Below are 25152 nucleotides of genomic sequence, written 5' to 3'. Positions count from 1 at the left end.
GGCCGACGACGATGGTCGCGGCGTCGTCCGGATCCGGCTTGCGCCTGCGGCCGCTGCGCTTCGGAGCGGGCGCCTCGGCCGGCGCGTCGTCGCCGTACGGCGACGCGGCCGCGAGCGGGTCGGGTGCGCTGTGCCGTGAGCCGTAGGACATGTCGCGTCCCGGCATGACCAGGTTGGAGCGCCCGGGCGGCGGGTCCGAGTAGGACGGCGCCGCCGGATAGGGCGTCGGCTCGGAGTAGGACGTCGGTTCCCGATAGGGCGCCAGCGGGTCGTAGCGGGTGATCGGGCCCGACATCGGGGAATGACTCGGCAGGTCCGCGACGGGATCCGGAGCGGGGAACGACATGCGCTCCGGCGCATTGGATTCGAAAGCCGCGGGCTCGAAAGCCGGAGATTCGTAAGACGGAGATTCGTAAGCCGGAGGCTCGAAAGCGGTCGGCTCGAACGCTGCGGGCGCGTAGGAGGCGGGCTCGTACGACGACGGTTCGGCCGCTTGGGGCTCGTCGTCGGGTGCGGCGTGCGCCGAGTGGCTGCCGCCCTCACGGATGACCGGAAGGTCGCCCGTCAGCTCGGCGACGGAAATGCCGCGGCTACCACGCCTGCGCCGACCGCCGCCGGACGACGCGCCCTGCTGACCGTTGCGGGCCAGCAGTTCGGCGACCGATAGCTGCTTGGAATCATCGGTCATGCCTTCGCCTCGCACCCGATTGGCTCACTGAGTTCGTTCATGACGACACCGTTCCGATCGGACCGGCGACCGCGTCACCGCCGGGCGCCGGCCTGCCTGGTTCGGCAGCCGGGCCCGTCGAGCACGATGCTTCGGGTCCACCGTTCATATCGGTATCCAGTTTGCGCAGGATCAGTCCTTCCCGCAGCGCCCACGGACAAATCTCGAGGGTATCCAGCGATAGCGCCCGCATACTCGCCTCCGCGACCAATGCGCCAGCCACCAATTGCTGTGACCGATCGGAACTTACGCCTTCCAATTCTGCACGGTCCGACGCGGTCATCCGCGAGATGAACGCAATCAATTGGCGCAGACCTGAGCTGGTGAGTGTACGACGCACCCTGGGCCCCGCCGCCGAGGGAGCCGCTCCGGTCAGCCTGGCCAGCGATCGGAACGTCTTCGACGTGCCGACGGCGAGATCGGGTTTGCCCACCTCGATCAGTTGTTTGGCGGGGGTGACGAGTTCGGCGTCGAGCCAGTCGCGCAGCACCGCGACCCGGCGTTTGCCCGGCGGATCCTCGCGCAGCCACTCCCTGGTCAGCCTGCCCGCGCCGAGTTGCAGCGAGAGCGCGACATCGGGTTCCTCGTCGCCGCCGTTGCTCATCTCCAGCGAGCCGCCGCCGATGTCGAGATTGAGGATGCGGCCCGCGCTCCAGCCGTACCAGCGGCGCACCGCGAGGAAGGTCAGCCGGGCCTCGTCGACGCCGGTGAGCACCTGCAATTCGACGCCCGTCTCGGCGCGCACCCTGGCGAGCACCTCTTCGGAGTTGGCCGCCTCGCGCAGCGCGGAGGTGGCGAACGGCATCAGCTCGACGCAGCGGGACGTCTCGGCGATGCTGGCGAATTCGGCCACGGTCTTGATGAGCCGCTCGGCGCCCTGGACGGTGATGCAGCCCGCGTCGTCCAGGTTCTCCGACAGCCTGAGCGTGGCTTTGGTCGAGCTCATCGGCATCGGATGGCCACCACGGTGCGCGTCCACCACGAGCAAGTGAACGGTATTGCTTCCGACGTCGAGTACCCCAAGCCGCACATGAACACGGTACTGGGTCGGCCAGCGCTTCAGGCCAGGCGATCGAACTGTTAGCGTTTGCAGATGTGACGGTAGGCGCAACCGCGAGCAGCCAGACCCCGCCCCGACCAGCGGCGAAGATCGACCCCGCGCCGGAGGTCGATCTCGATTTCCCGCGCGAATGGATCGAGTTCGTCGATCCAGCAAATGACGAGCACCTGATCGTCGCCGATCTCACTTGGCTGCTGTCCCGGTGGACCTGCGTCTTCGGGACGCCGGCCTGCCAAGGCATCATCGCCGGTCGCCCGGACGACGGCTGCTGTTCGCATGGCGCGTTCCTCTCCGACGAGGACGACCAGGAGCGTTTGCGCGACGCTGTGAAAATGCTCACACCGGATGACTGGCAGCTGATGCACGAGGCCGAGAACGCCAAGGGCAAGGTGACCAAGAAGGGTTATCTGGAACTCGACGAGCTCGAGGACGAGCCCGCGCTGCGCACCCGGCGCTTCGATGGCGCGTGCATCTTCTTGAACCGCCCCGGTTTCGAGGGCGGCGTCGGGTGCGCGCTGCACACCATGGCGTTGCGCCGCGGCCTCGAACCGCACACCGTGAAGCCCGACGTCTGCTGGCAGTTGCCGATCCGGCGCACCCAGGAATGGGTCGACCGTCCCGACGGCGTGCAGATCCTGCGCACGGTCATCACCGAATACGACCGGCGCGGCTGGGGTCCCGGCGGCCTCGACCTGGATTGGTACTGCTCCGGTTCGCCCGACGCGCACGTGGGCGCCCGGCCGGTCTGGCAGTCCTACGCACCGGAGCTGAAAGAACTACTCGGCGAGGCCGCGTACGACGAGCTGGCCAGGCACTGCAAGCGCCGTGAAGGACTCGGCCTGATCGCCGTCCATCCCGCGACGGTGCACGCCCAGCGCAACGCCGAGCAGCGAGCGCACGGTTCGGCGTAGCCCTCCCGCACATCCACCTCTCCCGCGCACCCCTGACGGACCAGCACATACCTAACGGACGCTTGTCCAGTTTTGCGAAACGCGCACATTTCACACATTCGGTCGCTTACTGTGCGGAGGCCCACATCCAGCGGGCAGCACAGGAGAACACCATGAACACCACCACGCCAGGCCTGATCGGGCGCCGGATCGGCGCCGGAATCGCGGGCTTCGCCGCGGCGACCGCCGTCGCCGTGTTCGCGGCGCCACAGGCGCACGCCACCGTCGACTCGATCACCGTGTCCGGCGCCGACCACACCATCAACACCACCTACACGCTGCGTGCCAAGCTCAGCGGCGCAGGCATCGGGCTGCTCGTCTACTGGTCGGACAACGGCGATCAGATCACCGGCCCGAAGGTGCCGTGGCCGGTCGGCGAGTCCTCCGTGAGCTGGACGCCGAAAACGCCGGGGCAGCACCTGATCACAGCCTCGCAAGGTGGAAGCACCAAGACCGTCGTCGTCCAGGTGACCGACCCGAGCGACCCTGGCGATCCCGGCGACCCGGGCGACCCCGGAAATCCGGGCGGCGGCACCGGCAGCGCGGGAACGGGTAGCGCGGGCAAGCTGCTCGGCGGCCTGCTCGGACGCTGAGTCCTGGTTCTTCCGAACACATTTCGGCGCGAGCGTACTCCGGCCGAAATCTGAAATATCTCCGCTTCAAAGAGTAGGGTCCAGTCGATCGGCATGGTCGGCACAGGAGGAGCACCATGACATCACTCAGCATCATCCGGCGCGGGGCGGGCGCCGGGCTCACGGCGCTGGCGGCCGCCGCCGTCACCGTGCTCGCGGCGCCCTCGGCGTACGCGGCCGTGCAGTCGGTCTCGGTCGAAGGCAGCGACCACAAGGTCGGCACCACGTACACCATCACGGCCGAGGTCGGCGGCGCGTCGGGCGGGCTGCTGGTCTACTTCAGCGACAACGGCGAATTCATCGGCGCGCCAAAGGTTCCGTGGCCGCCGGGCAGCTCGACCATCGAGTGGAAGCCGAGCACGCCGGGCCAGCACATCATCACCGTCGAGCAGGGCGGCAGCACCAAGTCCATCGTGGTCGAGGTGTCCAAGGCGAGCAGTGGCGGCACCGGAAGCTCGGGCAGCTCTTCGCTCAGCGGCACCGGAAGCGCGGGCAAGCTGCTCGGCGGACTGCTCGGCAGCAGCTGAAAGACTCGATGTGCAGACCGCGACTTCGCGGTCTGCACACTTCCCTGACCAGCGCGGGCGCGCCGAACGCAGCCGGCAGGTCATCTGTTCGCCATGCGCGCGTCACCCATTTCGGGTTTGATCTCGGTTCATGAAGAAAGCGCTCACCCTCGCAACCCTCGTCCTCGGTGCGACTATGGCCATGGCCGGCGGCGCGCACGCCGAGCCCGACGCGGACCCGACCAAGTTCTCGGACTTCACCGCCACTTTCGTGCCCGCGACCGATCCGTCCGCGGTGAATGCCGCCAAAGAGGGCAAGAACGTCGTCATGAGCCCCTACGGCACCAGCCACACCATCGCCTGCCGCGGCAACGGCACCACCGTCCCGATCTACGACTGCATGCAGGAAGACGACCTGGGCTGGATCACGCTGCGCAAGACCGACGTTCCCGGCATCGGCCCGACCTGGGTCTACCTCCCGTAAGAGGAGACATCGGACGGCGTCCGCCGATCGGACGCCGTCCGCGCAAGGGGGGCCGCCACGCGCACGACAAGAACCGGCCCCGGTTCCGCGCTCGGGGGTGAGGACGCGGAACCGGGGCCCGTTCGCCGTGTCGCCGCTCAGGCCTCGAGCTTGTACCCGAGACCGCGCACGGTCACCAGGTGCTCGGGCTTGGCCGGATCGGTCTCGATCTTCGAACGCAGCCGCTTGACGTGCACGTCGAGGGTCTTGGTGTCGCCCACGTAGTCGGCGCCCCAGACGCGGTCGATCAGCTGGCCGCGGGTCAGCACCCGGCCGGAGTTGCGCAGCAGGTACTCGAGTAGATCGAATTCCTTGAGCGGCAGCGTCACCGGCTTGCCGTTGACCATCACGGTGTGGCGATCCACGTCCATCCGGACCGGACCCGCTTCCAGCACGCCGTTCTCGTTGCCGCCCTCGAGCTCGTCGCCCGCGCCGCGGCGCAGCACCGCCCGGATGCGCGCGATGAGTTCGCGCGCCGAATACGGCTTGGTGACGTAGTCGTCGGCGCCGAGTTCCAGGCCGACCACCTTGTCGATCTCGCTGTCCCGCGCGGTCACCATGATGACCGGCACGCCGCTGCGGGTGCGCAGCTGCTTGCACACATCGGTGCCGCTCATACCGGGCAGCATCAGGTCGAGCAGGACGATGTCGGCACCGGAGCGGTCGAACTCGGCGAGCGCGGACGGGCCGTCGCCCACCACCGTGACCTCGAAGCCCTCCTTGCGCAGCAGGAACGCGAGCGGATCGGCCAGCGACTCCTCATCCTCGACGATCAGAACACTCGTCATCTGCGTGCCTCCACACCATTCGGTCTGCCCGGCCCTTGGGGGCGCGGGCCGGTTTCCTTCGTGCTCACCACGGGGCTGTCGGCTTCCTCGTCGCCGTCGGCCTCGAGATGGGCGGGTATTCGCAGGGTGAACGTCGACCCGGTGCCCAGTTTGCTCCACAGGGTGATCTCACCGTTGTGGTTGGCCGCCACGTGCTTGACGATAGCGAGTCCGAGCCCGGTGCCGCCGGTGGCGCGGGAACGCGCCTTGTCGGAACGGAAGAACCGTTCGAACACCCGCTCCTGGTCTTCCTTCGGGATGCCGATACCGCGGTCGGTGACCGCCATGGCGACGTGGTCGCCGCGCAGCGACCTGCTCACCGAGACGTGCGAACCGGCCGGCGAGTAGGCGATCGCGTTCTCCACCAGGTTGGACAGCGCGGTGACGAGCAGCGTCTCGTCGCCGAGGACCTCTAGCCCGCTCGGCCGATCGGTGCTGACGGTGATGCCCGCCGCCTCCGCCGCGGTGCGCGAGCGGTCCACCGCCTGCATGACGACGGTGTCCACGTCGACGACCTCGAGTTCGGGCAGCTTCTCCGCGCCCTGTAGTCGCGAGAGCGCGATCAGCTCGGTCACCATCTTGCCGAGTCTGCGTGATTCGCCGAGCACGCGTTCGCCGAAGTGGCGCACAGCGTCGGGATCGTCGGCGGATTCCAGCAGCGCCTCGGCGAGCAGGCTCATCGCGCCTACGGGGGTCTTGAGCTCGTGGCTGACGTTAGCCACGAAGTCGCGCCGGGTGGCCTCCATGCGGGCCTGTTCGGAATCGTCGTCGGCGAACAGGACGGTGAAACCGGTCTCCTCCGGCGAGAGCGGCCGCGCCACGCCGCGCACCGCGATCCTGCTGCGGCCGGGCATCGGGTTCTTCGCGGTCAGGTCGAATTCGGCGGACTCGTTACTGGTCAGCACCTTCTCCACCGCGGCCCATGCGCGTTCGTCGAGCAGGCGGTTGCGGACCAGGCCGAGTTCCTCCGCGCGCGGATTCACCAGCACCACGTCGCGGTACTGGTCGACCACGGCGATGCCGCTCTCGGAGGCGAGCACGATCAGGTCGAGCACCTGCGACATGGTCAGCCCGGAATCGGCCTGCCTGCGGGCGGCCTGACGGGCGTTCACGTACGGAATCAGCAGTCCACCGACTGCAAGGCCGACGACAGCCGCAAGAACTGCCAACAACACGGCCTGCGGAACACTCACACTTGAATCGTACGGTCGCCGACCGGCTCACCAACGGCGGGTTCACGAAGTTTCATGCAGGTCACAGGGCATTCCAGGGCCGTTAGCCGTGTGTTTACGCGTTGTTCGGACTAGCGGTGGCGTGGTGCGGCGCCGCACGGGCTGAGGTCAGTCCTCCTCCTCCGCGAGCGCCGCGTTGACCGCCCTGCCGTGCTTGTCGACCCACGCGCCGAGCGCGTAGATCGGCCCCAGCAGGTCGCGGCCCGCCACCGTGAGTTCGTATTCGACGCGCGGCGGCGCTTCGGCGTAGCGGCGGCGCTCCACCAGCGTCAGCTGCTCCATCCGGCGCAGGGTCTGTGTGAGCATCTTCTGGCTGATCCCACCGATCGCGGTCCGCAGCTCACCGGGACGCATCGGCCCGTCACGCAGCATGTAGACGATCACCGGCAGCCAGGAGTTGCCGAACAGGTCGACGCCCATGCGCGCGGGACAGTCCGATTCGTAGTCGCCGTAGGGCGGGTAGTCGACCTGGATCGGCTTCGGCAACTCCTGCGCCGCATTGGGCGCCGGAACGCTCGCCACAGACTCGTATGCCGCTGCGGAGGCCGGGCCCTGCGTCGACGACCCGCGAAACCGGGTCGACGAGGTCTGCGCAGCGGCTTCCGGCTGCGGTGTGCGGAACATCGGTCCGGCGTTCGCGGGTGACGCGGTCATGGATTCAGCATGGCACCGCCATTGCGCACCCCGAGGTGCCTATCGAATTCCCTAGCGTCGGAAGCTCATTCGACAGCGAGGAGTTCATCATGCGAATCGGAATCATCGGGGCGGGCGCGATGGCGCGTGCGCTCGGCGGCGGCTGGGCGGCGGCGGGCCACGAGGTCCGCTTCGGCGCGCGGCGCCGCGAGGCGGCCGTCGAACTGGCCGACGCGATCGGACACGGCGCGCGAGGCGGGAGCATCGAAGAGGCGGCCGAGTTCGCGGACGCGGTGCTGCTCGCGGTGCCGGTCGACGCACTGGACGCCGTACTGCGCTCCACCGCCCTCGACGACCGCGTCCTCATCGACTGCACCAATGCCTTCCAACCGGATGCGAGCGCACCGGACGGCACGCTGAATTTCGTCCTCACCGAGGACGCGGTCGCCGAACGCATCGCCGCCACCGTCCCCACGGCGCACGTGGTCAAGGCCTTCAACCTGTGCGCGGCCGAAGTGTGGGCGGCGGAGGCCCGCGAATTCGACGGAAGCGGGCTCTCCGTTCCACTCTGCGGCGACGACCCCGATGCCGTGCACCTGGTCGCCGGTTTGGCCGAGGATCTGAAGCTGCGGCCATTTCCGGCGGGTGGGCTGCGTCGGGCTCGGTACTTGGAGGCGACTTCCGCCATGACGGTCGGCCTCTGGTTCGCCGGACACGACAGCCGCGCGATGTTCCCACCGCTCGCCGCCGCGTTCGCCGAGCGCGATTGAGGGGCGGGCGGGCTTAGCAGGGGGGCGCGTCGGCGGATGTTCCGAGGACGGACAGTCCGACGACGCACACCTGTTCCGGGTTTCGCCGAGCGCTGCTGTGCGCGTTCGGCGGCGCACCCGGCTTACTTCCCGCTAACTCATGACTCGGTGCGGCTCCGGCTGGCTCGACCGGCCGGGGTGGCGTTCATTCCGCGGGCGGGCGAGTGCCGCCGCATGTCAAGGGGCCTTGCAATCCATGGGAGCGGAATGGGTGGCATGTCGACAGGCAGACGGCGAGGAGCAGCGCCGCCGAACGCAAGGCATTCCGGATTTCGCAGAAGCTAGGTCACCTCGGACGGCGTGTCCGAGAAATTGCAATGAATGGCAATGAGATTCGTCGGGGTGCACAAAAGCACGCTGACCTGCGCCGGGTACGGGACCTGAAAAGCGCGAAGGGCGCCTCCTGTCCGAAGACGCCCCTCGCGAAACGCGATTCACCAACCGGGATCGCCGCGCACCGGAATGTTCACGAAGCTCGGGTGCTCCGGGTCCAGCTGCACATGCTGCGGCTTCAACTCCGTGTCGAGCAGCATCGGCAGAACCGGCAGGCCCTTGGGGAAGTTCCCCGCGAACACGTCCACCCGCAGGCGGTGGCCCGGCTGCAGAATCGCCTCGGTGGCGCTGAGCGTGATGTCCAGCGTGGTGGCCTCGCCCGGCACGGTCGGCTGCCGTGTCTCCAGCGAGGTGAACGGCCGCGGGTCGGTGTAGTCGCCGTTGGCGGAGCGGGTGCTGTTGGCCTCGTCCACCTGTCGCAGCGAGGCCATCAGCTGACCGGAGGTGAGCACGGTCGACTGGCCGTCGGGCGCGACGTCGTTGACGGTCACCGTCCAGTACCCGTCCGCGGCGTCCTGAACTGTATTGAGCCGCACCGCGATCGGACCGGAGACGGTGGTGGTGTCGGCGACCGGCGCGCTGGTGAAGGTGAGCGCGTTCAGCTCGGCGACCCGGGAATCCTTGGCGCAGCCGTCGATGATCGACAGCACGCCCGCACTGCCCTGCGCGGCGTCGTTGGAGCACAGGGTGGTCAGGCCGGGCGCGACAGTCAGCCGCGCGGTGTCGGCGTTCGGTTCACCGGTCAGCGAACCGTCGTAGACGCTGTTCGCGGTGCCGCTCGGCTCCGCGGACAGGTACATGCGGCGGTGCTGCGCGGCGGCTTCACCGACAGCCGTTGGGCCGAAGCCGTTCTGGGTGACCCAGCCGCCGCCCTGCTGGCGCAGGGTGACCGGGCCGTAGCCGTCGATGCCGTTGTCGATGCCCTTGAGCCACTTGTCGAACCACGCCCGCTGCAGCACGTCCAGCCGCGGCGGCAGACCCGGCTTCCCGTACTCGTTGCCCGAGTTCACGTGGTAGGTGTTGCCCATCAGCAGCTGCTTCTGACCGGCGGGCAGCGGAATCTCGTTGTAGATCTTGGATTCCGAGTAGGTGAACAGATCGTGCCAGCCGCCGACGACGAAGGTCGGCACCCTGATCTGCGTGGGATCGCTGACGTAGTCGGCGCGTTCGGGGCTGTTGTGGCTGAGCAGGCCGAGCAAGCGCGGGTCCGCGTCCTGGAAACGCGTTGCGGTGTAAGCGTTCAGGAACACATCCATGAAGGTGAGCGGGGAGGCGGCTCGGTCGCTGAGCCATTGCCAATCGAACTGGCCGTTCACGATGGACTGGAGATCCGGCGCCCACTTCAGGGAGTTGATCGCGGTGAGCCACAGCGGGATGAAGTTGAAGCCGAAGCCGCCGCCGGGCGCGAGCACGTCGTTGACCAGGTCGCTGCCGGGCACCACCGGGAAGATCGCCTTCAGCGCGGGCGGCTGCTGCGCCGCGGCCTGCACCTGGTTGATGCCCGAGTAGGAGATGCCGTTCATGCCGACCTTGCCGTCGGACCACGGCTGGCGCGAGGCCCAGTCGATGACTTCGAGGGTGTCCTGCTGTTCACGGGCGCGGAGCATGTCCCACTCGCCCTGCGAGAAACCGGTGCCGCGCACGTCGACGACGACCTGGGAGTAGCCGCTCTTGATCAGCTGGCGGTCGACGGTGAAGTTGCGCAGCTCGCCGCCACCGAAGGCCTTGGTGAGATCGGTGACGCCGGACAGCGGGGTGCCGTTGAAGTCGATCTGCCGGAACAGGTTCAGCAGCGCGTCGGAGAGCACCGGGACGGACTGCGCGTGATCGGCGAGGTTCGACACCAGTTTGGTGTAGGGCGTCAGATTGACGATGGTCGGCGTCGGCGCGTCGATCGGACGTCCAGAGGCGTCGGCGGGCCGGTAGACGTTGCCCTTCAGCACCGTGCCGTCGCTCATGGTGATCGGCACATCCCATTCGATGTGCACGTTCGGGTACTGCTGTGCGGAATCCTGCGTGGCGGCCCACGCCGCTCCGGCCGCGCCGCCGTCGGGACCGGTCGCGACGGGCGCTGCGGTCGCGCCGGTGGCGAGGAAGGGAACGAGCACGGCGGCGGCGAGCGCCGCGACTGTGGCCCGTAACGCGTACTTCATCGGACGTGATCCACCTCTCGGACTGGTCGAACGTCCGGAAGCATACACAACTTACCAGTCGGTAAGCACGTCCGGATCGACGAGAATCGGATGGAATCGCAATTCACTTATGTCGGATGGAACGCGATAATCGCTGAATATGCGGGCTTGCTAGAGATCCATGACCTGGAATGAAGGTTTACCGCATCGGAGGAAGAAGCAAGGGTGCACACGCCGTAGCGCGGGTCGCCAACGCAACGTTCTTCCGCCGAGAAGGCGTCATCTTGTCGAGCGCCGGAAGTGCATCGGTCACGCAGTCCGGTCCGGCCGATGTTCCGGCGCGGAAGCCGGCCGCACGCCGAGACGACGATGCGCCGCGGTCGATGGACGACCGCGGCGCATCGGGGTTCGTACTACTTACCGCCCTGGCTCGCGACGGCGGCGGCGCCCGCCGCGGCGGCCTCCGGGTCCAGGTATTCGCGCGGACGCACCGGGCGCAGGTTCTCGTCCAGCTCGTAGCGCAACGGGATGCCGGTCGGGATGTTCAGGCCGGCGATGTCGTCGTCGGAGATGTTGTCCAGGTGCTTGACCAGCGCGCGCAGCGAGTTGCCGTGCGCGGCCACCAGCACGGTCTTGCCGGTGAGCAGTTCCTTCGAGATGGTCGACTCCCAGTACGGGACCATCCGGTTCACCACGTCGAGCAGGCACTCCGTTTTGGGCACCTCGATGCCCGCGTACCGCGCGTCGCCTTCCTGGCTGTACTCGTTGGCCGGGTCGATCGGCGGCGGCGGGGTGTCGTAGCTGCGCCGCCACAGCATGAACTGCTCGTCGCCGTACTTGTCGCGGATCTGCGCCTTGTTCTTGCCCTGCAGCTCGCCGTAGTGACGCTCGTTGAGCCGCCAGTCGCGCACCACCGGGATCCAGTGCCGGTCGGCGGCGTCCAGCGCGATGTTCGCGGTGGAGATGGCGCGGCGCAGCAGCGAGGTGTAGACGATGTCGGGCAGGATGCCGTGCTCGGCGAGCAGCTCGCCCGCCCGCTTGCCCTCGGCGATGCCCTTGTCGGTCAGGTGCACGTCCACCCAGCCGGTGAACAGATTCAGGGCATTCCATTCGCTCTCGCCGTGGCGCAGCAGCACGAGGGTGTACGTCATGACGGTCATCCTGCCACGCGCGGGCTTCGCGCCGGAGCCCTGGTTAGGGTGCCGGAGCGAGGGCGGTGAGCAGTCCGGCGCCGACCAAGGTGGCCTGATCCCCCAATTCCGAAGGGACCACGCGTAGGTCGCGCAGGAAGTCGATGCGGGCGTGCGCGCCTAGCGCCTCCTGTAACGGTCGCCACAGCGGCTCGCCGGACTGGGCGAAACCGCCGCCGACCACGACCAGATCCACGTCGAGCAACGCGGCCGCCGACGAGATCACCTGTCCCAGCGCGATTCCCGCGCGCCGCAGCGCCGCCTTGGCGATCCGGTCCCCCGCCTGGGCGTCGACGGCCAGTTCGATGCCGGTGTTGCCCTCCCAGCCGCGCTCGCGCGCCCACCGCACCGAGGAAGGGCCGCTGGCCACCGCCTCCACGCAGCCGACGCCGCCGCAGGCGCACGGATCGGTCGAGCCGGGGACGATCATGTGGCCGATGTGACCGGCGTTACCGGTGTGCCCGACCGCGACCATGCCACCGACCACGACGCCGCCGCCGATGCCGGAGGACACCGTCATGGCGAGCGCGTCCGGCGTCTCCCGCGCCGCGCCGAAATGCCGCTCGGCGAGCGCCAGGCATACGCCGTCGATGGCGAACCGCACCGAGGCGTCCGGGAACACCTCCTGCACCGCGGGCACCAGCGCGAATCCGTCGCGCCACTCCGGGATGTTGAGCGGAGTGGTGATGCCCGCGGGCGCGTCGACCGGACCGCACGCGCCGATGCCGACGAGATCGACCTCGGACCCGTTGGCCGCCGCGAGCAGCAGCCCGCGCACCGCGTCCCACACGCCGGTCGGCGGCACCTGGATGCGGCCCACCTCGTGCGTCATCCCGTCGGCCCCCACCAATCCGACCGCGATCTTGGTCGCGCCGATGTCCAATGCGAGAACGGTCATCTGAAACCCCCACTTCCCAACGCCACCGGACCGCCGCTGTCGCGCGACGGTCCGGTGCCGAATGATCTTGCTGTGCGGTCGCCAACGGTAGTTGCCCGACGGCCGACCGGCACCATCGGTCTTCCCGTCCGCCGGTTGCCGAACACCATCGGCCTCCCCATCCGTCGGTAGTCGCGCATCATCAGCCTCCACATCCGGCGCCTGTCGAGCATTGTCGGGCTCGACGCCCAACGGTTGCCGGACATTGTCGCGCTCAGCACGCGGCAGGCGACCATCGGCCGTGGCGCCCGGCGGTCAGCAGGCATCGTCAGCTCAGCGTGCGGGCAATTGGCCTCAGCGCACAGCGATTGTCGGCGCCATCGAGCCCACTAGCGGTCGGCGGACCCCACCCTCGAGCGGCGGTCAGGAGTTCTCGGAGGACTCCACCAAATGCTCGAACGCGCGCAGGTTCTTCAACGACTCGCCGCGCGAGACCCGCCACTTCCATTCCCTGCGAATGGATTCCGCGAAGCCGAGTTCCAGCAGCACGTTGAAGTCCGCGTCGACGGCCTCGAGCACCTGGCCGAAGATGCGGTCGAGCTCGTCCTCGGTGACGGCGTGCGTGGCGATGCGGCCGACCAGGTAGATGTCGCCGATCCGGTCCAGTGTGTACGCCACGCCGTAGAGGCGGCGGTTGCGGCGGAGCAGGAATTTGTAGACGCCCTCGAAGTTCTCGTCGGGCTTGCGGCAGACGAAGGATTCGATGCGCACGCCGTGTTTGCCGACGGTGAGCATCAGCGTCGTCTTCAGCTTGCGCTCACCGGGCAGGACGACGACGAAGACGTCGTCGCCGGGGCGGGTGTACTCGATCTCCCTGTCCCGCAGGGTCTCGTCGATCAGCCGCGCGGTGGCCTGGATATCGGTCATCGGTGCACTCCCATCCGGCGCCGCCACAGCGCCCGCGATCTGACCTGACCGCCCTCGCCGAGGAGCGCGGCACCGGACAGGTTAGTGCGTTCCGTCGCGAGCGGACCGTCGAGCACCGTCGGCCGGGCGGCCTCGCCCACGCCGAAACCGGACAGCGCGGCGGCGTAGCTGGCGAGCAGACCGTCGGCGGTGTGCTCCCAGGAGAAGTTCGCGGCGTGCTCGACCGCGCGGCCGCGCATCGCGTCGAGCCTGCGCGGCTCGTCGAGCAGCGTCCCGAGCGCGGCGGCCCAGTCCGGGATGTGATGACCGGCCACGAGCAGCCCGGTCTCACCGTGCCGGACGGCAGTGCCGAGACCGCCGACGTCGGCGGCGAGCACCGGGGTGCCGGTGGCCTGCGCCTCGATGGCGACCAGACCGAAGGACTCGTTGTAGCTGGGCACCGCGACCAGGTCGGCGGCGCGATACACCTGGACGAGCCGGTCCGGCGGCTGCGGCGGCAGGAAGGTCACGCGGTCGGTGATGCCGAGTTCGGCGGCGAGTTCGATCAGCGCGTCGGGGCGCTCCAGGCCGGTGCCCGACGGGCCGCCGACGATCAGCACCCGCAGGTTGCGGGCGGGATCGGTGCGCAGCAATTCGGCGGCGGCGCGCACGAGAACGTCGGGCGCCTTCAGCGGTTGGATGCGGCCGACGAACGCGACGATCCGCTCGTCGGCGGCCAGCCCGAGCTCGGCGCGGGCCGCGGCCCTGTCGCCGGGACGGTAGCGCGCCAGGTCGGCGCCGGGCGGCACCACGTCGATGCGGTCGGCGTCGGCGCCGTAGAGCTCGACGAGCTGACGCGCCTCCTCGGCGGTGTTGGCGACCATACGATCGGCCTCGGCGATGACCTGCTTCTCGCCGATCTCCCGGGTGGCGGGCTCGGGGCAGTCGCCTTCGGCCAGCGCGGCGTTCTTCACCGCGGCCAAGGTGTGCGCGGTGAACACCAGGGGCACCCGCCAGCGGTCCCTGGCCAGCCAGCCGACCTGTCCGGACAGCCAGTAGTGCGAGTGCACCAGGTCGTAGTGGCCTGGCTGGTGGCGCGCCTCCTGACGCAGCACCTCCGCGGTGAACGGGCACAGCTGGGTCGGCAGGTCGTGCTTGTCGAGCCCCTCGAACGGGCCCGCCACCACGTTGCGCACCAGCACGCCCGGCCCCGCCTCCTGCACCGGAGGCACGTTCGAGGAGGTGGCGCGGGTGAAGATCTCGACTTCGGTGCCGCGTCGTGCCAGCTGGAGGGCGGTTTGCAGTACATAGACGTTCATGCCGCCCGCATCGCCGGTGCCCGGCTGCGCGAGTGGTGAGGTGTGCACCGACAGCACGGCTATCCGATTCGGCCGTAGGTCCGCACGTTGACTCACACCATCCATAGTGCACGGTGGATAACCGCTGCCGACGACCCCTACCGGCCAAGTGAGAGTCATCACACACCGCGAGGCCAACCCTGCTGACCTGCGATTCGAATGTATGTGCGTACCTTCGCCTTCGCTCCGGCCATGCGCGGTCTGCCGACGGGCTGGCGCCCGACAGCGCCGGTTATGCGTACTCCGCCTTCGCTCCGGCCGGGCGCGGTCCAACGACGGGCCGCCGCCCGACAGCGCCGGTTATGCGTACTCCGCCTTCGCTCCGGCCGGGCGCGGTCCAACGACGGGCCGCCGGCCGACAGCGTCAGTGCGGACCCAGGGACTACAGACCGTCGACGAACTCGGTGACTTCCGCGACGAAGCGCGGGCGGTCCTCGATGAACAGTCCGTGCTGCGCACCCGGCCAGAACGACGTGCGCGCGTGCGCGGTGTTCTCGGCGATGTAGCGGCCGTTGTCGATGGGGACGACCGGATCCGCGTCGCCGTGCAGTACGAGGACCGGAATATCCAGGGCGCGAAGGGTTTCGGTGTTGTCGACGGAACGGTAGAACAGCGCCTTGCGCACCGAGGGCGGGGTGGCCAGGCTGATCCCGAAGAGCCGCTGGGCGTCCGCGCCTTTGTCCGGACCGGGACCGGTATTGGCGTTGCCGAACACAGCGAAGGCCCTGGTGGCGCGGCCAGCGCTGGTCTCGAAGACGCCGGGGATGGCCTCCCGCATGGCCGATCCGGTGGCCGCGCCAGGCACGTCCCGGCCGATATTGGCCATCGAGCCGGTGAACACCAGGCCCGCCACCGCGCCCGTGCCGTAGGCGGTGAGGTAATCGCTGATCACGATGCCGCCGTAGGACCAGCCGAGCAGCACCGCGCCGGACACGATCCCCTCGGCGGCGAGCACAGCGGCGATATCGGCGGCCCAGTTCTTGGGATCGTCGTAGCCGGTCTCCGGGACGCCGGAATAGCCGTGGCCGCGCAGATCGACCGCGATCACACGGAAGCGGCGGGCCAGGTCGTCGGCCGCTCCGCCCCAGCAGCGCAGGCTCGCCGACCAGCCGTGTATCAGGACGAGAGGCCGTCCGTCGGCGGGTCCGTCGACCCTATAGACGATGTTGGTGCCGTCCGCGCTGACCGCTTCCCGAAGTGCCATGGCACCCAGCGTAAGGGCGGGCGAAGCCCGTCGACATACCGCGCACGGCCGGAGCGAAGGCGGAGTATGCATAGGATCACCGCATGAGCAATCGCACCGCCGTCGTCACGGGAGCCAGTTCCGGCATCGGGGAAGCCACCGCGCGTGAACTCGCGGCTCAGGGCTACCACGTGTACGTCGGCGCGCGCAGGCTCGACAGGTTGAAGGCGCTCGCAAACGAAATCGGCGGCACCGCACTGGAACTCGACGTCACCTCGGAGGAGTCGGTGGCGGCGTTCACCGACGCCGTGCCCGCGGTCGACGTGCTGGTGAACAACGCGGGCGGCGCGAAAGGCCTTGCGCCAGTGAGCGAGGCCGATCTGGACGACTGGCGCTGGATGTGGGAGACCAACGTGCTCGGCACGCTGCGCGTCACGAAGGCGTTGCTACCCAAGCTGATCGCGTCCGGCGACGGCCTGATCGTCACCATCACCTCGGTCGCCGCGTTCCACGCCTACGACAACGGTTCCGGCTACACCTCGGCCAAGCACGCCCAGGCCGTGCTGCACCGCACCCTGCGCGGCGAGCTGCTCGGCAAGCCCGTTCGGCTCACCGAGATCGCGCCGGGCGCGGTGGAGACCGAGTTCTCGCTGGTGCGTTTCGGCGGCGACGAGGAGCGGGCGGCGAAGGTGTACGAGGGGATCGATCCGCTGGTCGCCGCGGATATCGCCGAGATCGTCGGCTTCGTCGCGTCGCGTCCGCCGCACGTGAACCTGGATCAGATCATCGTGAAGCCGCGGGATCAGGCCGACCCGGGACGGTTCGCGCGGCGCTCCTGAGCCGCATCGATCGACCGCCACGGCCTGCCCGCGCTACTTACCGAATCGCCCAAGAGCCAAGGCGGACGGTCGACGGCTCGGTGGTGGCCGAATAGCCGGAAAACTACATCAAGATCGTTTGCTGATAATTCGCCGAGTTGCGGAGACGCGGTTAGCATCGGATGGTTTTTCTGAAACTCGGCTACACCAGATTGGAGTTGTTCGACTCATGCTCAAGGGCTTCAAAGAGTTCCTGATGCGCGGCAATGTCATCGACCTCGCCGTGGCGGTCGTGATGGGCACCGCGTTCACGGCGGTGGTGACCGCGGTGACCAAGGGCGTCGTCAACCCGTTGCTCGCCGTCCTCGGCAGCACCAACGAACTCGGCCTCGGCTTCCACCTGGTGCCGAGCAAGCCCGCGACGTTCATCGCCGTCGGCCCGATCGTCACCGCTTTCATCGACTTCCTGATGATCGCCGCGGTCCTCTACTTCGTGCTCATCCTGCCGATGAAGACCCTGAAGAACCGGTTCGGCACCACCAAGGCCGCCGAGCCCACCGAGATCGAACTGCTCATCGAGATCCGCGACCTGCTCGCCAAGCAGAGCGCCGATGCCCGCGCCGTCCAGAACGCCGAGGCGCTCGCCAAGCTCGACCGCGTCGACCCCACCGTCGGCAGCGCGCACCCGGTAACGCCGGAGCACGGGCGTCTGTCCAACCGGCACGACCGGACGCAATCCGTCGAAAGCCGCTCATAGCCGGAGCGGCGGGTCCGCGCGATCAGCACAGCCGGACCATGTCGGTCGGTAAATCGCGCACGGCCGCGCGGGAGGTACTCCTAACGCGGCGGACCCGGCGTGACCGGTGTCGCGGAGACGACCGAGGCCGGGGAACCTTTCAGCGCCGACATGGTCTTCCAGGTTTCCCAGTCGATGGTCCAGTCGTAGAGATCGCCGTCGGCGGCGGACAGGGCGATCGAGGTGCCGGTGACCTCGACCGGGTCGCCGTAGAGCGCGGTCGGGAAGTATGCCTGGGCGTCGGACGGCGAGAGGTTGATGCAGCCGTTGGTCACGTTCGCCGAGCCCTGCGCCGACAGGGATTCCGGGTTGGCGTGGATGAATTCGCCGTTGTTGGAGATGCGCACCGCCCAGCGTTCCCTGACGTTGGTGTAGTACGGCGGATTCGACATCAGGAAATCCTCGTACTTCTCGGTGACCACGTGGACGCCCGAGCGCGTCACATTGCGCGCCTCGTTGCCCTCGCCGTAACTCACCGCGAAATCGAAGATGGTCTGCCCGTCGCGCACCACCTGCATGCGGTGGCTCGGCGCGTTGGCCACGACGACCTGGCTACGGCCGACGCGGAAATCCGAGGTGAGATCGGAGTAGCCGTAGTTGCCGCCGCCCAGGTCGAGTCCGTAGAGCTTCGCCGCGACGCGCACGGTGGTGCCCGGCGTCCAGTACTGCTTCGGCCGCCAGTGCAGTCGCGAGCCGCCGTTGTCGTCGGGGAACCAGGCCCACGCGCCCTCGGTGGGCGGATCGGTGGTGACGGTCAGCGCCTTCTCCACCTCGGCCTTGTTCTTCACCGGGGACTTGAACTGGAGGATGATCGGCGCGGCGATGCCGACTTCCTGGCCGTCGCCGATGTTGACCGTCGCGGGGACGGTGTTCTTCGGGGTCAGCGTGTGGAACGAACCGTCGATCGGGACGGCCTTGCCGTCGGCGCCGACAGCGGTGCCCGACCAGGTGTAGATGGCGTCGTAGCCGAGCGGCTCGGTGATGCGGAAAGTGCGCCTGTCCTGGCTCAGCTCGCCCTGCACCTGCTTGCCCGCCGCATTGGTGAGCGCGACCTGGTCGATGGTTCCGTTCGCGACCGTCACCGTGACGGGGGCGACCGGGTTGACGTCCTCGTCGGCGTCGCCGGGTGTCGTGGTCACTTCGGCGACCGAGCCGGCCGCACTCCCGCCGGATTTGCCGTCGCCGCCCGCGGAGCAACCCGCCACCAGTGCGATCACGACGAGCAATACAGCCGACACGGCGACTATCGGGCGGCGGATCAGGGGACGCTTACTCACCACATCGAATTTACGCCCGGCTCACGATGTTTCGGCCGTCGAGCGGTGCGCCGTTCGTCTCATCCGATCAGAGCGTGACGCCGACTGTGACGGGTTCGGGTTCGAGCCGGATGCCGAAACGCTCGGCCACGCCGTCGCGCACGATGCGGGCGAGCGCCACCAGATCCGCGGCGGTAGCGGCGCCGCGATTCGTCAGCGCCAGTGTGTGTTTCGTGGAGAGCCGGGCCGCGGCGTCCGGACCGGGGAAGCCCTTGGCGAAGCCCGCCCGCTCGATCAGCCAGCCCGCGGAGAATTTCACGCCGTCCTCGGCCGGATAGGTGGGAATGGTGACGTCACCCACATGGGCCGCGATCGCGGCACGCACCTCGGGCACCCGCGCGTGCGGGACGACCGGGTTGGTGAAGAACGAGCCCGCGCTCCAGGTGTCGTGATCGGCGGCGTCGAGCACCATGCCCTTGCCTGCGCGCAGGCGCAGCACCGCCTCGCGCACCAGCGTCGCCGGCTTGGTCTCGCCTTCCGCGGCGTCCAGCACCCTGGTCAGTTCGCCGTAGCGCAGCGGCGCGCTGGTACCGCCCGCGTTCAGTGCGAAATCGACCTCGAGCACCACCGCGTCGTCGCGGTGCTTGAGCACGCTGGTGCGGTAGCCGAAGCCGAGTTCGGCGGGCTCGACCCAGCGGATCTCGCCGGTCGCCCGGTCGAGCAGCCGCACCCGGCGCAGCAGATCGGCCACCTCGACGCCGTAGGCGCCCACGTTCTGCACCGGCGTCGCGCCCGCGGAACCCGGTATGCCGGAAAGGCATTCGAGTCCGCCGAGACCGGCCGCCACGGTCGCGGCGACCACCGCGTCCCAGTTCGCGCCCGCCTCGGCCACGACGCCGTCCTGATCCATCCGGACGCCCTCGGTCGCGATACGCACCACAACGCCGTCGAACCCGTCGTCCGCGATGAGCAGGTTCGAGCCGCCGGCTAGCAGCAGCACCGGAATGCCCGCCGCGTCCAGCGCGCGCACCGTCGCCACCAGGGACTGCGTCGAGGCGCATTCGGCGACGAGCGCGGGCCCGCCGACCCGTAGCGTGGTCAGCTCGGCAAGCCGCACCTCGTCGCGCACCGAAGCGCCGGTGTCGGCAAGCACATCGCGCGCCCGATCGGTCGCCACCACACGTGAAGTTCGCACGCCCCAGACGGTAGCGTGTCCAACCATGGCTACACCCTTGGCGTTCACGGCCCGCTACTCCCACTCGGTCGCCGCCGTACGCGCGGCCTTCGGCAACGAGCAGTATTGGAAGGACCGCATCGCCGAGGTCGGCGGGCCCAACGCCCGCCTGGAGTCGGTCACCGTGCAGGGCGACCAGGTGCAGGTCGAGATGGTGCAGGCCATCGCCGCCGACCTGCTTCCGCCCGCCATCACCGCCGTGCGCCCCGGCGACCTGATCATCCCGCGCACCGAGAACTGGACCGGCGACACCGCCACCTTCGACGTCCGCGTCGAGGGCGCCCCGGCCACCGTTCGCGGCACCGTCACCCTGACCGGCGACGACAGCTCCGCCGCCACCACCCTCGAAGGCACCATCGAGGTGAAGGTCCCCCTCTTCGGCGGCAAGATCGAATCGGCTATCAAAGAGCGCCTCACCGAACTCCTCCAGTCGGAAGAAGAGTTCACCAACACCTGGCTGAACCAGCACTGAGGTCCCCTGCCGAACGCCTCGATCGGCCCTGTCGACGCTCGGGGCGTCGCGCTGCCAGCCGATCGATCAGAACTGCCGCGGCGGGTGCCGGTCGCTCCCGCCCTCGACCTGGCCACCCGCCAAGCTGACGCATGGCGGTGGCGGCAGCCGAAATACCACTGGTGAGCAGGCGAGATGCCATGGAACACGTCGAACCGGGACGTAGCATCCTCGCACTGTCGACCACCCGGGCGCGAGCTTTACGAGCCCGTTCGCGGCCGTTTCGCTTCCGAGCGGTCGAAGCGCATGCGACGCAGTCGCATGTCTCGACCCCTCGGAAGCGAGACGGAAGGGCCGCGAACCCCGGGCGCGCCGGCGCGCGGATGAGCCCAGTAACCTTTGCCGAATGGCACGTCGACTGGACTACTCCGCCCGTTACCCGCTGCACACCACCAAGGAGCTGTACGAGGCGCTGTCGACCCCCGCGTACTGGGAGGCTCGGGTCGCCGAGATGCGGAAGTACACGCCGGGCAACGAGGTGAGCAGTCTCGAGGTAAGCGATTCGGGGATCGAAGTGGTCCTGCACCACACCTTGCCGCGCGAGATGCTGCCGGAGATCGCGCAGACGGTCATGCGCAAGGACATGCTCATCACCCGCAAGGAGAGCTGGGGCCCGTACGACGGCGAGGAGACCGTCGGCAAGTTCTCGGCGTCCATTCCGGCCGGGCCGGGCAGCCTGGGCGGCACCATCAAGCTGTTCCCCACCGAGACGGGGTGCACCATGCGCTTCTCTTCGGAGGCGAAGGTGTTCATTCCGATGGTGGGTCCGCGCCTCGAGCAGTTGATGCTGGTGAACCTCGTCGATCTGTTCCGCGGCGAGGCCGAGGAAACGGTGAAGTGGCTGGAAGAGCGAAACCCGACCAGCTGAGCAAACCGATAGGCACGATCACCAGGGGGACCACCGGCGTCAACCGGCTGCGGCGCAGCGACCGCTGGCTGATGAACGACGAGCTGGTCACCGCGCGCCTGTCGGCGGCGCCCGATCCCTTGGTGGTGGATCTCGGGTACGGCGCGAGCCCGTGGACCACTTTCGAGCTGGCGGCCAGGCTGCGCACGGTGCGCCCGGACGTGCGGATGGTGGGTCTGGAGATCGATCCGGACCGGGTGGTTCCCGGCCGTGACGGCGTGAGGTTCGCCAGGGGCGGTTTCGAGCTGGCCGGTCTGCGTCCCGTGCTGGTGCGCGCGTTCAACGTGCTGCGCCAGTATCCGGAGTCGGCGGTGCCGGACGCTTGGTCCACCATCCTGTCGGCGATGGCACCCGACGGACTGCTCGTCGACGGCACGTGTGACGAACTGGGCCGCCGCTGCGCCTGGGTGCTGCTCGACCGCACCGGCCCGCTGTCACTGACGCTGGCTTGGGATCCGTTCACCGTGGAGCGCCCCTCCGATATCGCCGAGCGCCTGCCGAAGGCGCTCATTCACCGCAACGTGCCCGGCGAGCCGATCCACGCCCTGCTCCACGCCGCCGACCGCGCGTACTCGCACGCCGCGCCGCTCGCGCCGTTCGGCCCACGCGTTCGCTGGCGGGCCGCCGCGGAACACCTACGCGCGCAGGGCTTTCCAGTGCGCGAGTACCGCCGCCGGATGCGCGACTGCGTGCTGTCGGTTCCGTGGTCGGTCGTCGCGCCTCGTCAGTGATCGCGTTCGTCCGGGTGCAACAGCCCGCGTAGGTGTCCGGTGACGATCGCGACGGGCAGGAGCGAACGCGGCTCGAACGGCAACCGCCAGAGCCCGCCGTGCGCCGCGCCCGCCGCGAAGAGGGATTCCGGGTTCGGATCGGCCGGGGTCGGGTCGTTGAGATCGGCGACCAGCTTGGCGGCGAGCAGCGTGCGGGCGGTCTCGGGTTCGAAGATCTCGACGCCGAAGCGGTGCGCGCCCCGGTAGGCGGCGGCCAGCTGGGCCGGCACGCCCCGGGACCACGTCGGCGGCGAGACGGTGTAGGAGACGGGGTGGCCCGCAGCGCGTGCGGAGAGCGCGCGCCAGCGCAGGATCCGCTGGGCGAGAGCGTGATTCGGCCCTTGGAAGGGCAACAGCGCGTCGGCGACCGACCAGCTCGTACCCTTGGCGTCAGCGACAACGTTCCGATAGTTCGGCTGGTAGAGGGCGGATCGGGTCAGCACACGCAGTACATCTCGGCCGAGGCCGCGCACGCCCCGCTCACGCAGGCACGAATGCGCTTGCGCAAAGACGGATTCCGGCACGGCGTAGCAGTCCGTCGGCGATCCCGTCCCGGCCAGCGCGGTGTCGGGCCGCGCGGCGAGCAGGTCGGCGGTCAGCAGGTCGAGCGCGGCGGCGAGCCGGACACCACCGGGGCCGCGCCGCGCGACGTACCGGCCGAACACCGGAAAGACCTCGCTGCCCAGCTGTTCTCGGATCCAGTGCACCAGGGCGGGGAACTGAGTGGTGATGTCGGCGCCGGGCTCCCCCTCGATCAACGGATAGCGCAGCACGCCCGCGCCTGTCTCGGCCTCAGCCGCCAGTTCGCGCCAGCGCGCGGGTCCCGGCCGCGCCACAGCGAGCACGTCCGCGCCCCAGCGCAGCAGCGGGCGCACCGGCGTGAGCTCACCCGCGCCCGCGATCACGACCCGAAATCCCGGCAGCGCCAGCCACTCCGGATGGTCGATCACCCGGTCCACCGCCGCCGCGAAGCCGGGCTCGACGATGCCGCGCTGGCGCCAGTCGGTGAGCTTGCGTTGCAGCGACCCCTCGGCCAGCACGGCGCCGCGGAACGGAACCTCCAGGCGGCGAGCGGTTTTCCCCTTGCCACGGGCGGTCCCGGTGTCGAGCCCGTCAGCCGCGGCCAGCGATCCGATGTCCACGCCGCACAGCGGTTCCACGGTGTATCCGGTGACGAATCTCAGCAGACCCCTTGTGGCGCACAGTCCTTCATTCGCGATGCCCACCGATGCCTCGGGCGCGCTGGCCGCCAGCGCGGTCATTCCGCGAAACACCGAGCGGTACTGGCGAGACCAGTCGCGGCAGGTCTCCACCCATTGCGCTAGATCGGCGTCGTAGCGGCGCACGGCGTCGGCGATCACGGCGGTGGCGAACATGTCGCCGACCCGGTCGGGCGCTCCGGACGGAAAGACCAGATCCCACCTGCCCGCACCTACCGACCCCATGATCAGTCACCCTGCCACGATCGCGCGCCCGGCAAAACCGGACGAACCCGAAATTCATAGCAGGACCGGATCACGGCCGCGCGTCTCACAACCCCGTCAGCGCGCGGTGCACCCTGGCCGCGGCCCTCGGTGGCAGACGCCCACTGGCCGAACGAATTTCCGAGCCCGCGCACCGGCGGATGGCGACCGCGTCGCCCACCACCTCGTCCAGCGCCGCCTGCCCGATATCGGCCTCGGCGAGATCCAGCACGGTGCGCACCGGCGTCGTCACCAGGAACGCGCCCGCCGACTCGAGATCCGAGCCGATCAGCGGACGGCGCAGCACCACGAGTCTCGGGGTCACCGGCGGGCGGCCCGCACCCACCGACAGGTGCAAGAAGCGCGGGCGCAACCGCCCGATACCGTGCAATTCGGCGGCGCTCTGGTGTGAAACGGCGGCGGCTCCGTCGAACCAGGCCGCCCACATCGCGTATTCGTCCAGCGGTCCTTCCGGCCATTCGGTCAGCCGCAGCATCCCGACACCGGCCCTGGTCACCGAACCGTCCCCCAGTCCCGCCCGCACCCTGGCCTCACATCCAGTGCGCAATACCTGGCGAGTGGTGAAGAATCCGGCGTGCCGACCGGCCAACCTGCGCAGCACACGCCACCCTTGGTCCACTGATTCGGGTGCGCGGCCCGCCGCATCGCCAGCCATGCAAACCAGGCTACGCCCGAATTCTGTGTCACATGTCACATTCGAGACCCTCAACGCGTCCACAGAGCGCACACAGAAACGTCGTGAAGAATCGTCCGCATGAGTACGAAGCCGTCCACCGCGCTGAACGTCAGCAGGCGCACGCTGGTGATCGCCCTGGTCGTGGTCGCCACGTTGCTCGTCACGATCCTGGTCGGCGGCGAGGCGTACGCGCGCCACGCCGTCTCACGTTGCATCAGTAGCCAGTTCGAGAAAGAGATGGGCTCACAGATCGATGTGGGCTTCGGCGCCAAGCCGATGCTGATCACCTGGTTCGACGGAAAGGTCTCGTCGGTCACCGTCGACAGCAAGGACAACAAGTTCGGTCCGGCCGTCGGCATGGTGGTGCACGCCAAGTTCAACGACCTCGAGGGCGTGAACAACGCCCAAGGCGGCGGCAGCGTCGGCAGCTCCTCGGCCAACGTCACCTGGAGCAACGAGGGCATCGAGGAGACGCTGGGCGGCATGGTCAGCGGAGTTCGCTCGTCCTCGTCCACCGGCATGATCACGCTGGACGTGCTCGGCGGACTCGCCCAGCTCCAGGTGCATCCCGAGGTGCGTAACGGTGTCGTCGAGGTGCAGACCACGTCGGCCGAGCTGCTCGGTATCGGTCTGCCGACCGATCTGGTCGAGGGCATCGTCGACCTGATGACCCAGAGCCTGCAGAGCTACCCGATGGGCTTGAAGGCCACCGAGATCGAGGTGACCGACAACGGCGTCGCGGTGCAGCTCGCGGGCGGCCACACCCAGCTACCCGCCGCGGACAACAACGCCGATATGCGCTGCTGACCTCCGCCGACCGAA

25 protein-coding genes and 1 pseudogene are annotated in these 25152 nt (G+C 68.9%); 11 read left to right on the top strand and 15 right to left on the bottom strand.

Annotated elements, in window-relative coordinates; genetic code table 11:
- Positions 1–688: pseudogene (locus tag NX1_RS24910) on the bottom strand (hypothetical protein); the annotation flags it as partial.
- 37 nt (positions 689–725) lie between these two features.
- On the bottom strand, positions 726–1757 hold the full coding sequence (locus NX1_RS24905; RefSeq protein WP_068063957.1) for a Ppx/GppA family phosphatase: 1032 nt from the start codon (positions 1755–1757) through the stop codon (positions 726–728).
- Between the two features lie 65 nt (positions 1758–1822).
- Between NX1_RS24905 and NX1_RS24900 the strand changes: the two genes are divergently transcribed.
- The 4 genes from NX1_RS24900 (at position 1823) to NX1_RS24885 (ending at position 4359) form a co-directional block, all read left to right on the top strand.
- The gene (locus tag NX1_RS24900) at positions 1823–2698 is read left to right on the top strand and encodes a DUF3109 family protein (protein WP_068063956.1); all 876 of its coding nucleotides are present in this window, start codon (positions 1823–1825) and stop codon (positions 2696–2698) included.
- Between the two features lie 152 nt (positions 2699–2850).
- Positions 2851–3330 carry a hypothetical protein gene (locus NX1_RS24895; protein WP_068063954.1) on the top strand — a complete coding sequence of 160 codons (480 nt, stop codon included), beginning with the start codon at positions 2851–2853 and terminating at the stop codon, positions 3328–3330.
- Between the two features lie 116 nt (positions 3331–3446).
- On the top strand, positions 3447–3896 hold the full coding sequence (locus tag NX1_RS24890; protein ID WP_068063948.1) for a hypothetical protein: 450 nt from the start codon (positions 3447–3449) through the stop codon (positions 3894–3896).
- A gap of 130 nt (positions 3897–4026) precedes the next feature.
- Positions 4027–4359, top strand: a complete 333-nt coding sequence (locus NX1_RS24885) for a hypothetical protein (RefSeq protein WP_068063946.1) — start codon at positions 4027–4029, stop codon at positions 4357–4359.
- Positions 4360–4496: 137 nt separating this feature from the next.
- Here NX1_RS24885 and NX1_RS24880 read toward each other — a convergent pair whose 3' ends face one another.
- From NX1_RS24880 to NX1_RS38140, 3 genes are all read right to left on the bottom strand, one after another.
- Positions 4497–5186 carry a winged helix-turn-helix domain-containing protein gene (locus NX1_RS24880; protein ID WP_068063939.1) on the bottom strand — a complete coding sequence of 230 codons (690 nt, stop codon included), beginning with the start codon at positions 5184–5186 and terminating at the stop codon, positions 4497–4499.
- Positions 5183–6418, bottom strand: a complete 1236-nt coding sequence (locus NX1_RS24875) for a sensor histidine kinase (RefSeq protein WP_068063937.1) — start codon at positions 6416–6418, stop codon at positions 5183–5185. Before NX1_RS24875 ends, NX1_RS24880 begins: the two co-directional genes overlap by 4 nt.
- Positions 6419–6565: 147 nt before the next feature.
- Positions 6566–7111: a winged helix-turn-helix transcriptional regulator gene (locus NX1_RS38140; RefSeq protein ID WP_245668667.1), complete on the bottom strand. Its 546-nt coding sequence runs from the start codon at positions 7109–7111 to the stop codon at positions 6566–6568.
- Positions 7112–7200: 89 nt separating this feature from the next.
- On the opposite strand from NX1_RS38140, the gene NX1_RS24865 reads away from it, so the two are divergent.
- Positions 7201–7860, top strand: coding sequence for an NADPH-dependent F420 reductase (locus tag NX1_RS24865; protein ID WP_068063971.1), 660 nt, complete (start codon positions 7201–7203; stop codon positions 7858–7860).
- A gap of 473 nt (positions 7861–8333) precedes the next feature.
- Here the strand turns inward: NX1_RS24865 and NX1_RS24860 are convergent, their stop codons facing one another.
- The 6 genes from NX1_RS24860 to NX1_RS24835 all read right to left on the bottom strand — a co-directional run bounded on the left by NX1_RS24860 (position 8334) and on the right by NX1_RS24835 (position 15899).
- Positions 8334–10385, bottom strand: coding sequence for a CocE/NonD family hydrolase (locus NX1_RS24860; protein WP_068063935.1), 2052 nt, complete (start codon positions 10383–10385; stop codon positions 8334–8336).
- A gap of 392 nt (positions 10386–10777) precedes the next feature.
- Complete coding sequence (locus NX1_RS24855; protein ID WP_068063970.1) at positions 10778–11515, bottom strand: phosphoglyceromutase; 738 nt, start codon at positions 11513–11515, stop codon at positions 10778–10780.
- Between the two features lie 43 nt (positions 11516–11558).
- Positions 11559–12452 carry an ROK family protein gene (locus NX1_RS24850; RefSeq protein ID WP_068063933.1) on the bottom strand — a complete coding sequence of 298 codons (894 nt, stop codon included), beginning with the start codon at positions 12450–12452 and terminating at the stop codon, positions 11559–11561.
- Positions 12453–12854: 402 nt separating this feature from the next.
- Positions 12855–13358 carry a type III secretion system chaperone family protein gene (locus NX1_RS24845; RefSeq protein ID WP_068063931.1) on the bottom strand — a complete coding sequence of 168 codons (504 nt, stop codon included), beginning with the start codon at positions 13356–13358 and terminating at the stop codon, positions 12855–12857.
- Positions 13355–14761 (bottom strand): D-inositol-3-phosphate glycosyltransferase, encoded by a 1407-nt coding sequence (gene mshA, locus NX1_RS24840; RefSeq protein ID WP_068063929.1) that lies wholly within the window; start codon positions 14759–14761, stop codon positions 13355–13357. The genes NX1_RS24845 and mshA overlap by 4 nt, the downstream gene beginning before the upstream one ends.
- 316 nt (positions 14762–15077) lie before the next feature.
- Complete coding sequence (locus tag NX1_RS24835) at positions 15078–15899, bottom strand: alpha/beta fold hydrolase (protein WP_068063927.1); 822 nt, start codon at positions 15897–15899, stop codon at positions 15078–15080.
- An 83-nt stretch (positions 15900–15982) separates the two neighbouring features.
- Here NX1_RS24835 and NX1_RS24830 point away from each other — a divergent pair, with 83 nt between their 5' ends.
- Together NX1_RS24830 and mscL are read left to right on the top strand one after the other, a co-directional pair.
- A complete protein-coding gene (locus tag NX1_RS24830) occupies positions 15983–16717 on the top strand; it encodes an SDR family NAD(P)-dependent oxidoreductase (RefSeq protein ID WP_068063925.1) in 735 nt (244 codons plus the stop codon).
- Between the two features lie 208 nt (positions 16718–16925).
- Positions 16926–17453 (top strand): large conductance mechanosensitive channel protein MscL, encoded by a 528-nt coding sequence (gene mscL / locus NX1_RS24825; protein WP_084501732.1) that lies wholly within the window; start codon positions 16926–16928, stop codon positions 17451–17453.
- An 80-nt stretch (positions 17454–17533) separates the two neighbouring features.
- On the opposite strand, the gene NX1_RS24820 is transcribed toward mscL, so the two are convergent.
- Together NX1_RS24820 and NX1_RS24815 are read right to left on the bottom strand one after the other, a co-directional pair.
- Positions 17534–18769 carry a L,D-transpeptidase gene (locus NX1_RS24820; RefSeq protein ID WP_068063968.1) on the bottom strand — a complete coding sequence of 412 codons (1236 nt, stop codon included), beginning with the start codon at positions 18767–18769 and terminating at the stop codon, positions 17534–17536.
- A 67-nt stretch (positions 18770–18836) separates the two neighbouring features.
- The gene (locus tag NX1_RS24815) at positions 18837–19925 is read right to left on the bottom strand and encodes a UDP-N-acetylmuramate dehydrogenase (RefSeq protein WP_373864911.1); all 1089 of its coding nucleotides are present in this window, start codon (positions 19923–19925) and stop codon (positions 18837–18839) included.
- A 43-nt stretch (positions 19926–19968) separates the two neighbouring features.
- Between NX1_RS24815 and NX1_RS24810 the strand changes: the two genes are divergently transcribed.
- From NX1_RS24810 to NX1_RS24800, 3 genes are all read left to right on the top strand, one after another.
- The gene (locus NX1_RS24810; protein WP_068063923.1) at positions 19969–20454 is read left to right on the top strand and encodes a DUF2505 domain-containing protein; all 486 of its coding nucleotides are present in this window, start codon (positions 19969–19971) and stop codon (positions 20452–20454) included.
- A gap of 385 nt (positions 20455–20839) precedes the next feature.
- Positions 20840–21361 carry a DUF2505 domain-containing protein gene (locus NX1_RS24805; protein ID WP_068063922.1) on the top strand — a complete coding sequence of 174 codons (522 nt, stop codon included), beginning with the start codon at positions 20840–20842 and terminating at the stop codon, positions 21359–21361.
- Positions 21331–22131, top strand: a complete 801-nt coding sequence (locus tag NX1_RS24800; protein WP_068063920.1) for a methylase — start codon at positions 21331–21333, stop codon at positions 22129–22131. The genes NX1_RS24805 and NX1_RS24800 overlap by 31 nt, the downstream gene beginning before the upstream one ends.
- On the opposite strand, the gene NX1_RS24795 is transcribed toward NX1_RS24800, so the two are convergent.
- Entirely contained in the window at positions 22125–23615 is a 1491-nt protein-coding gene (locus NX1_RS24795; RefSeq protein WP_068063918.1) for a hypothetical protein, read from the bottom strand. The genes NX1_RS24800 and NX1_RS24795 overlap by 7 nt on opposite strands.
- 85 nt (positions 23616–23700) lie before the next feature.
- Positions 23701–24309 carry a hypothetical protein gene (locus NX1_RS24790; RefSeq protein ID WP_068063916.1) on the bottom strand — a complete coding sequence of 203 codons (609 nt, stop codon included), beginning with the start codon at positions 24307–24309 and terminating at the stop codon, positions 23701–23703.
- Between the two features lie 99 nt (positions 24310–24408).
- On the opposite strand from NX1_RS24790, the gene NX1_RS24785 reads away from it, so the two are divergent.
- Entirely contained in the window at positions 24409–25137 is a 729-nt protein-coding gene (locus NX1_RS24785) for an LmeA family phospholipid-binding protein (RefSeq protein ID WP_068063914.1), read from the top strand.
- Positions 25138–25152: the final 15 nt, after the last annotated feature.

It is taken from the genome of Nocardia xishanensis NBRC 101358 (assembly GCF_001613365.1).
Lineage (GTDB): Bacteria > Actinomycetota > Actinomycetes > Mycobacteriales > Mycobacteriaceae > Nocardia > Nocardia xishanensis.
Note: the sequence above shows the minus strand (reverse complement) of the source record. Positions and strands in the feature narration are given on the sequence as shown.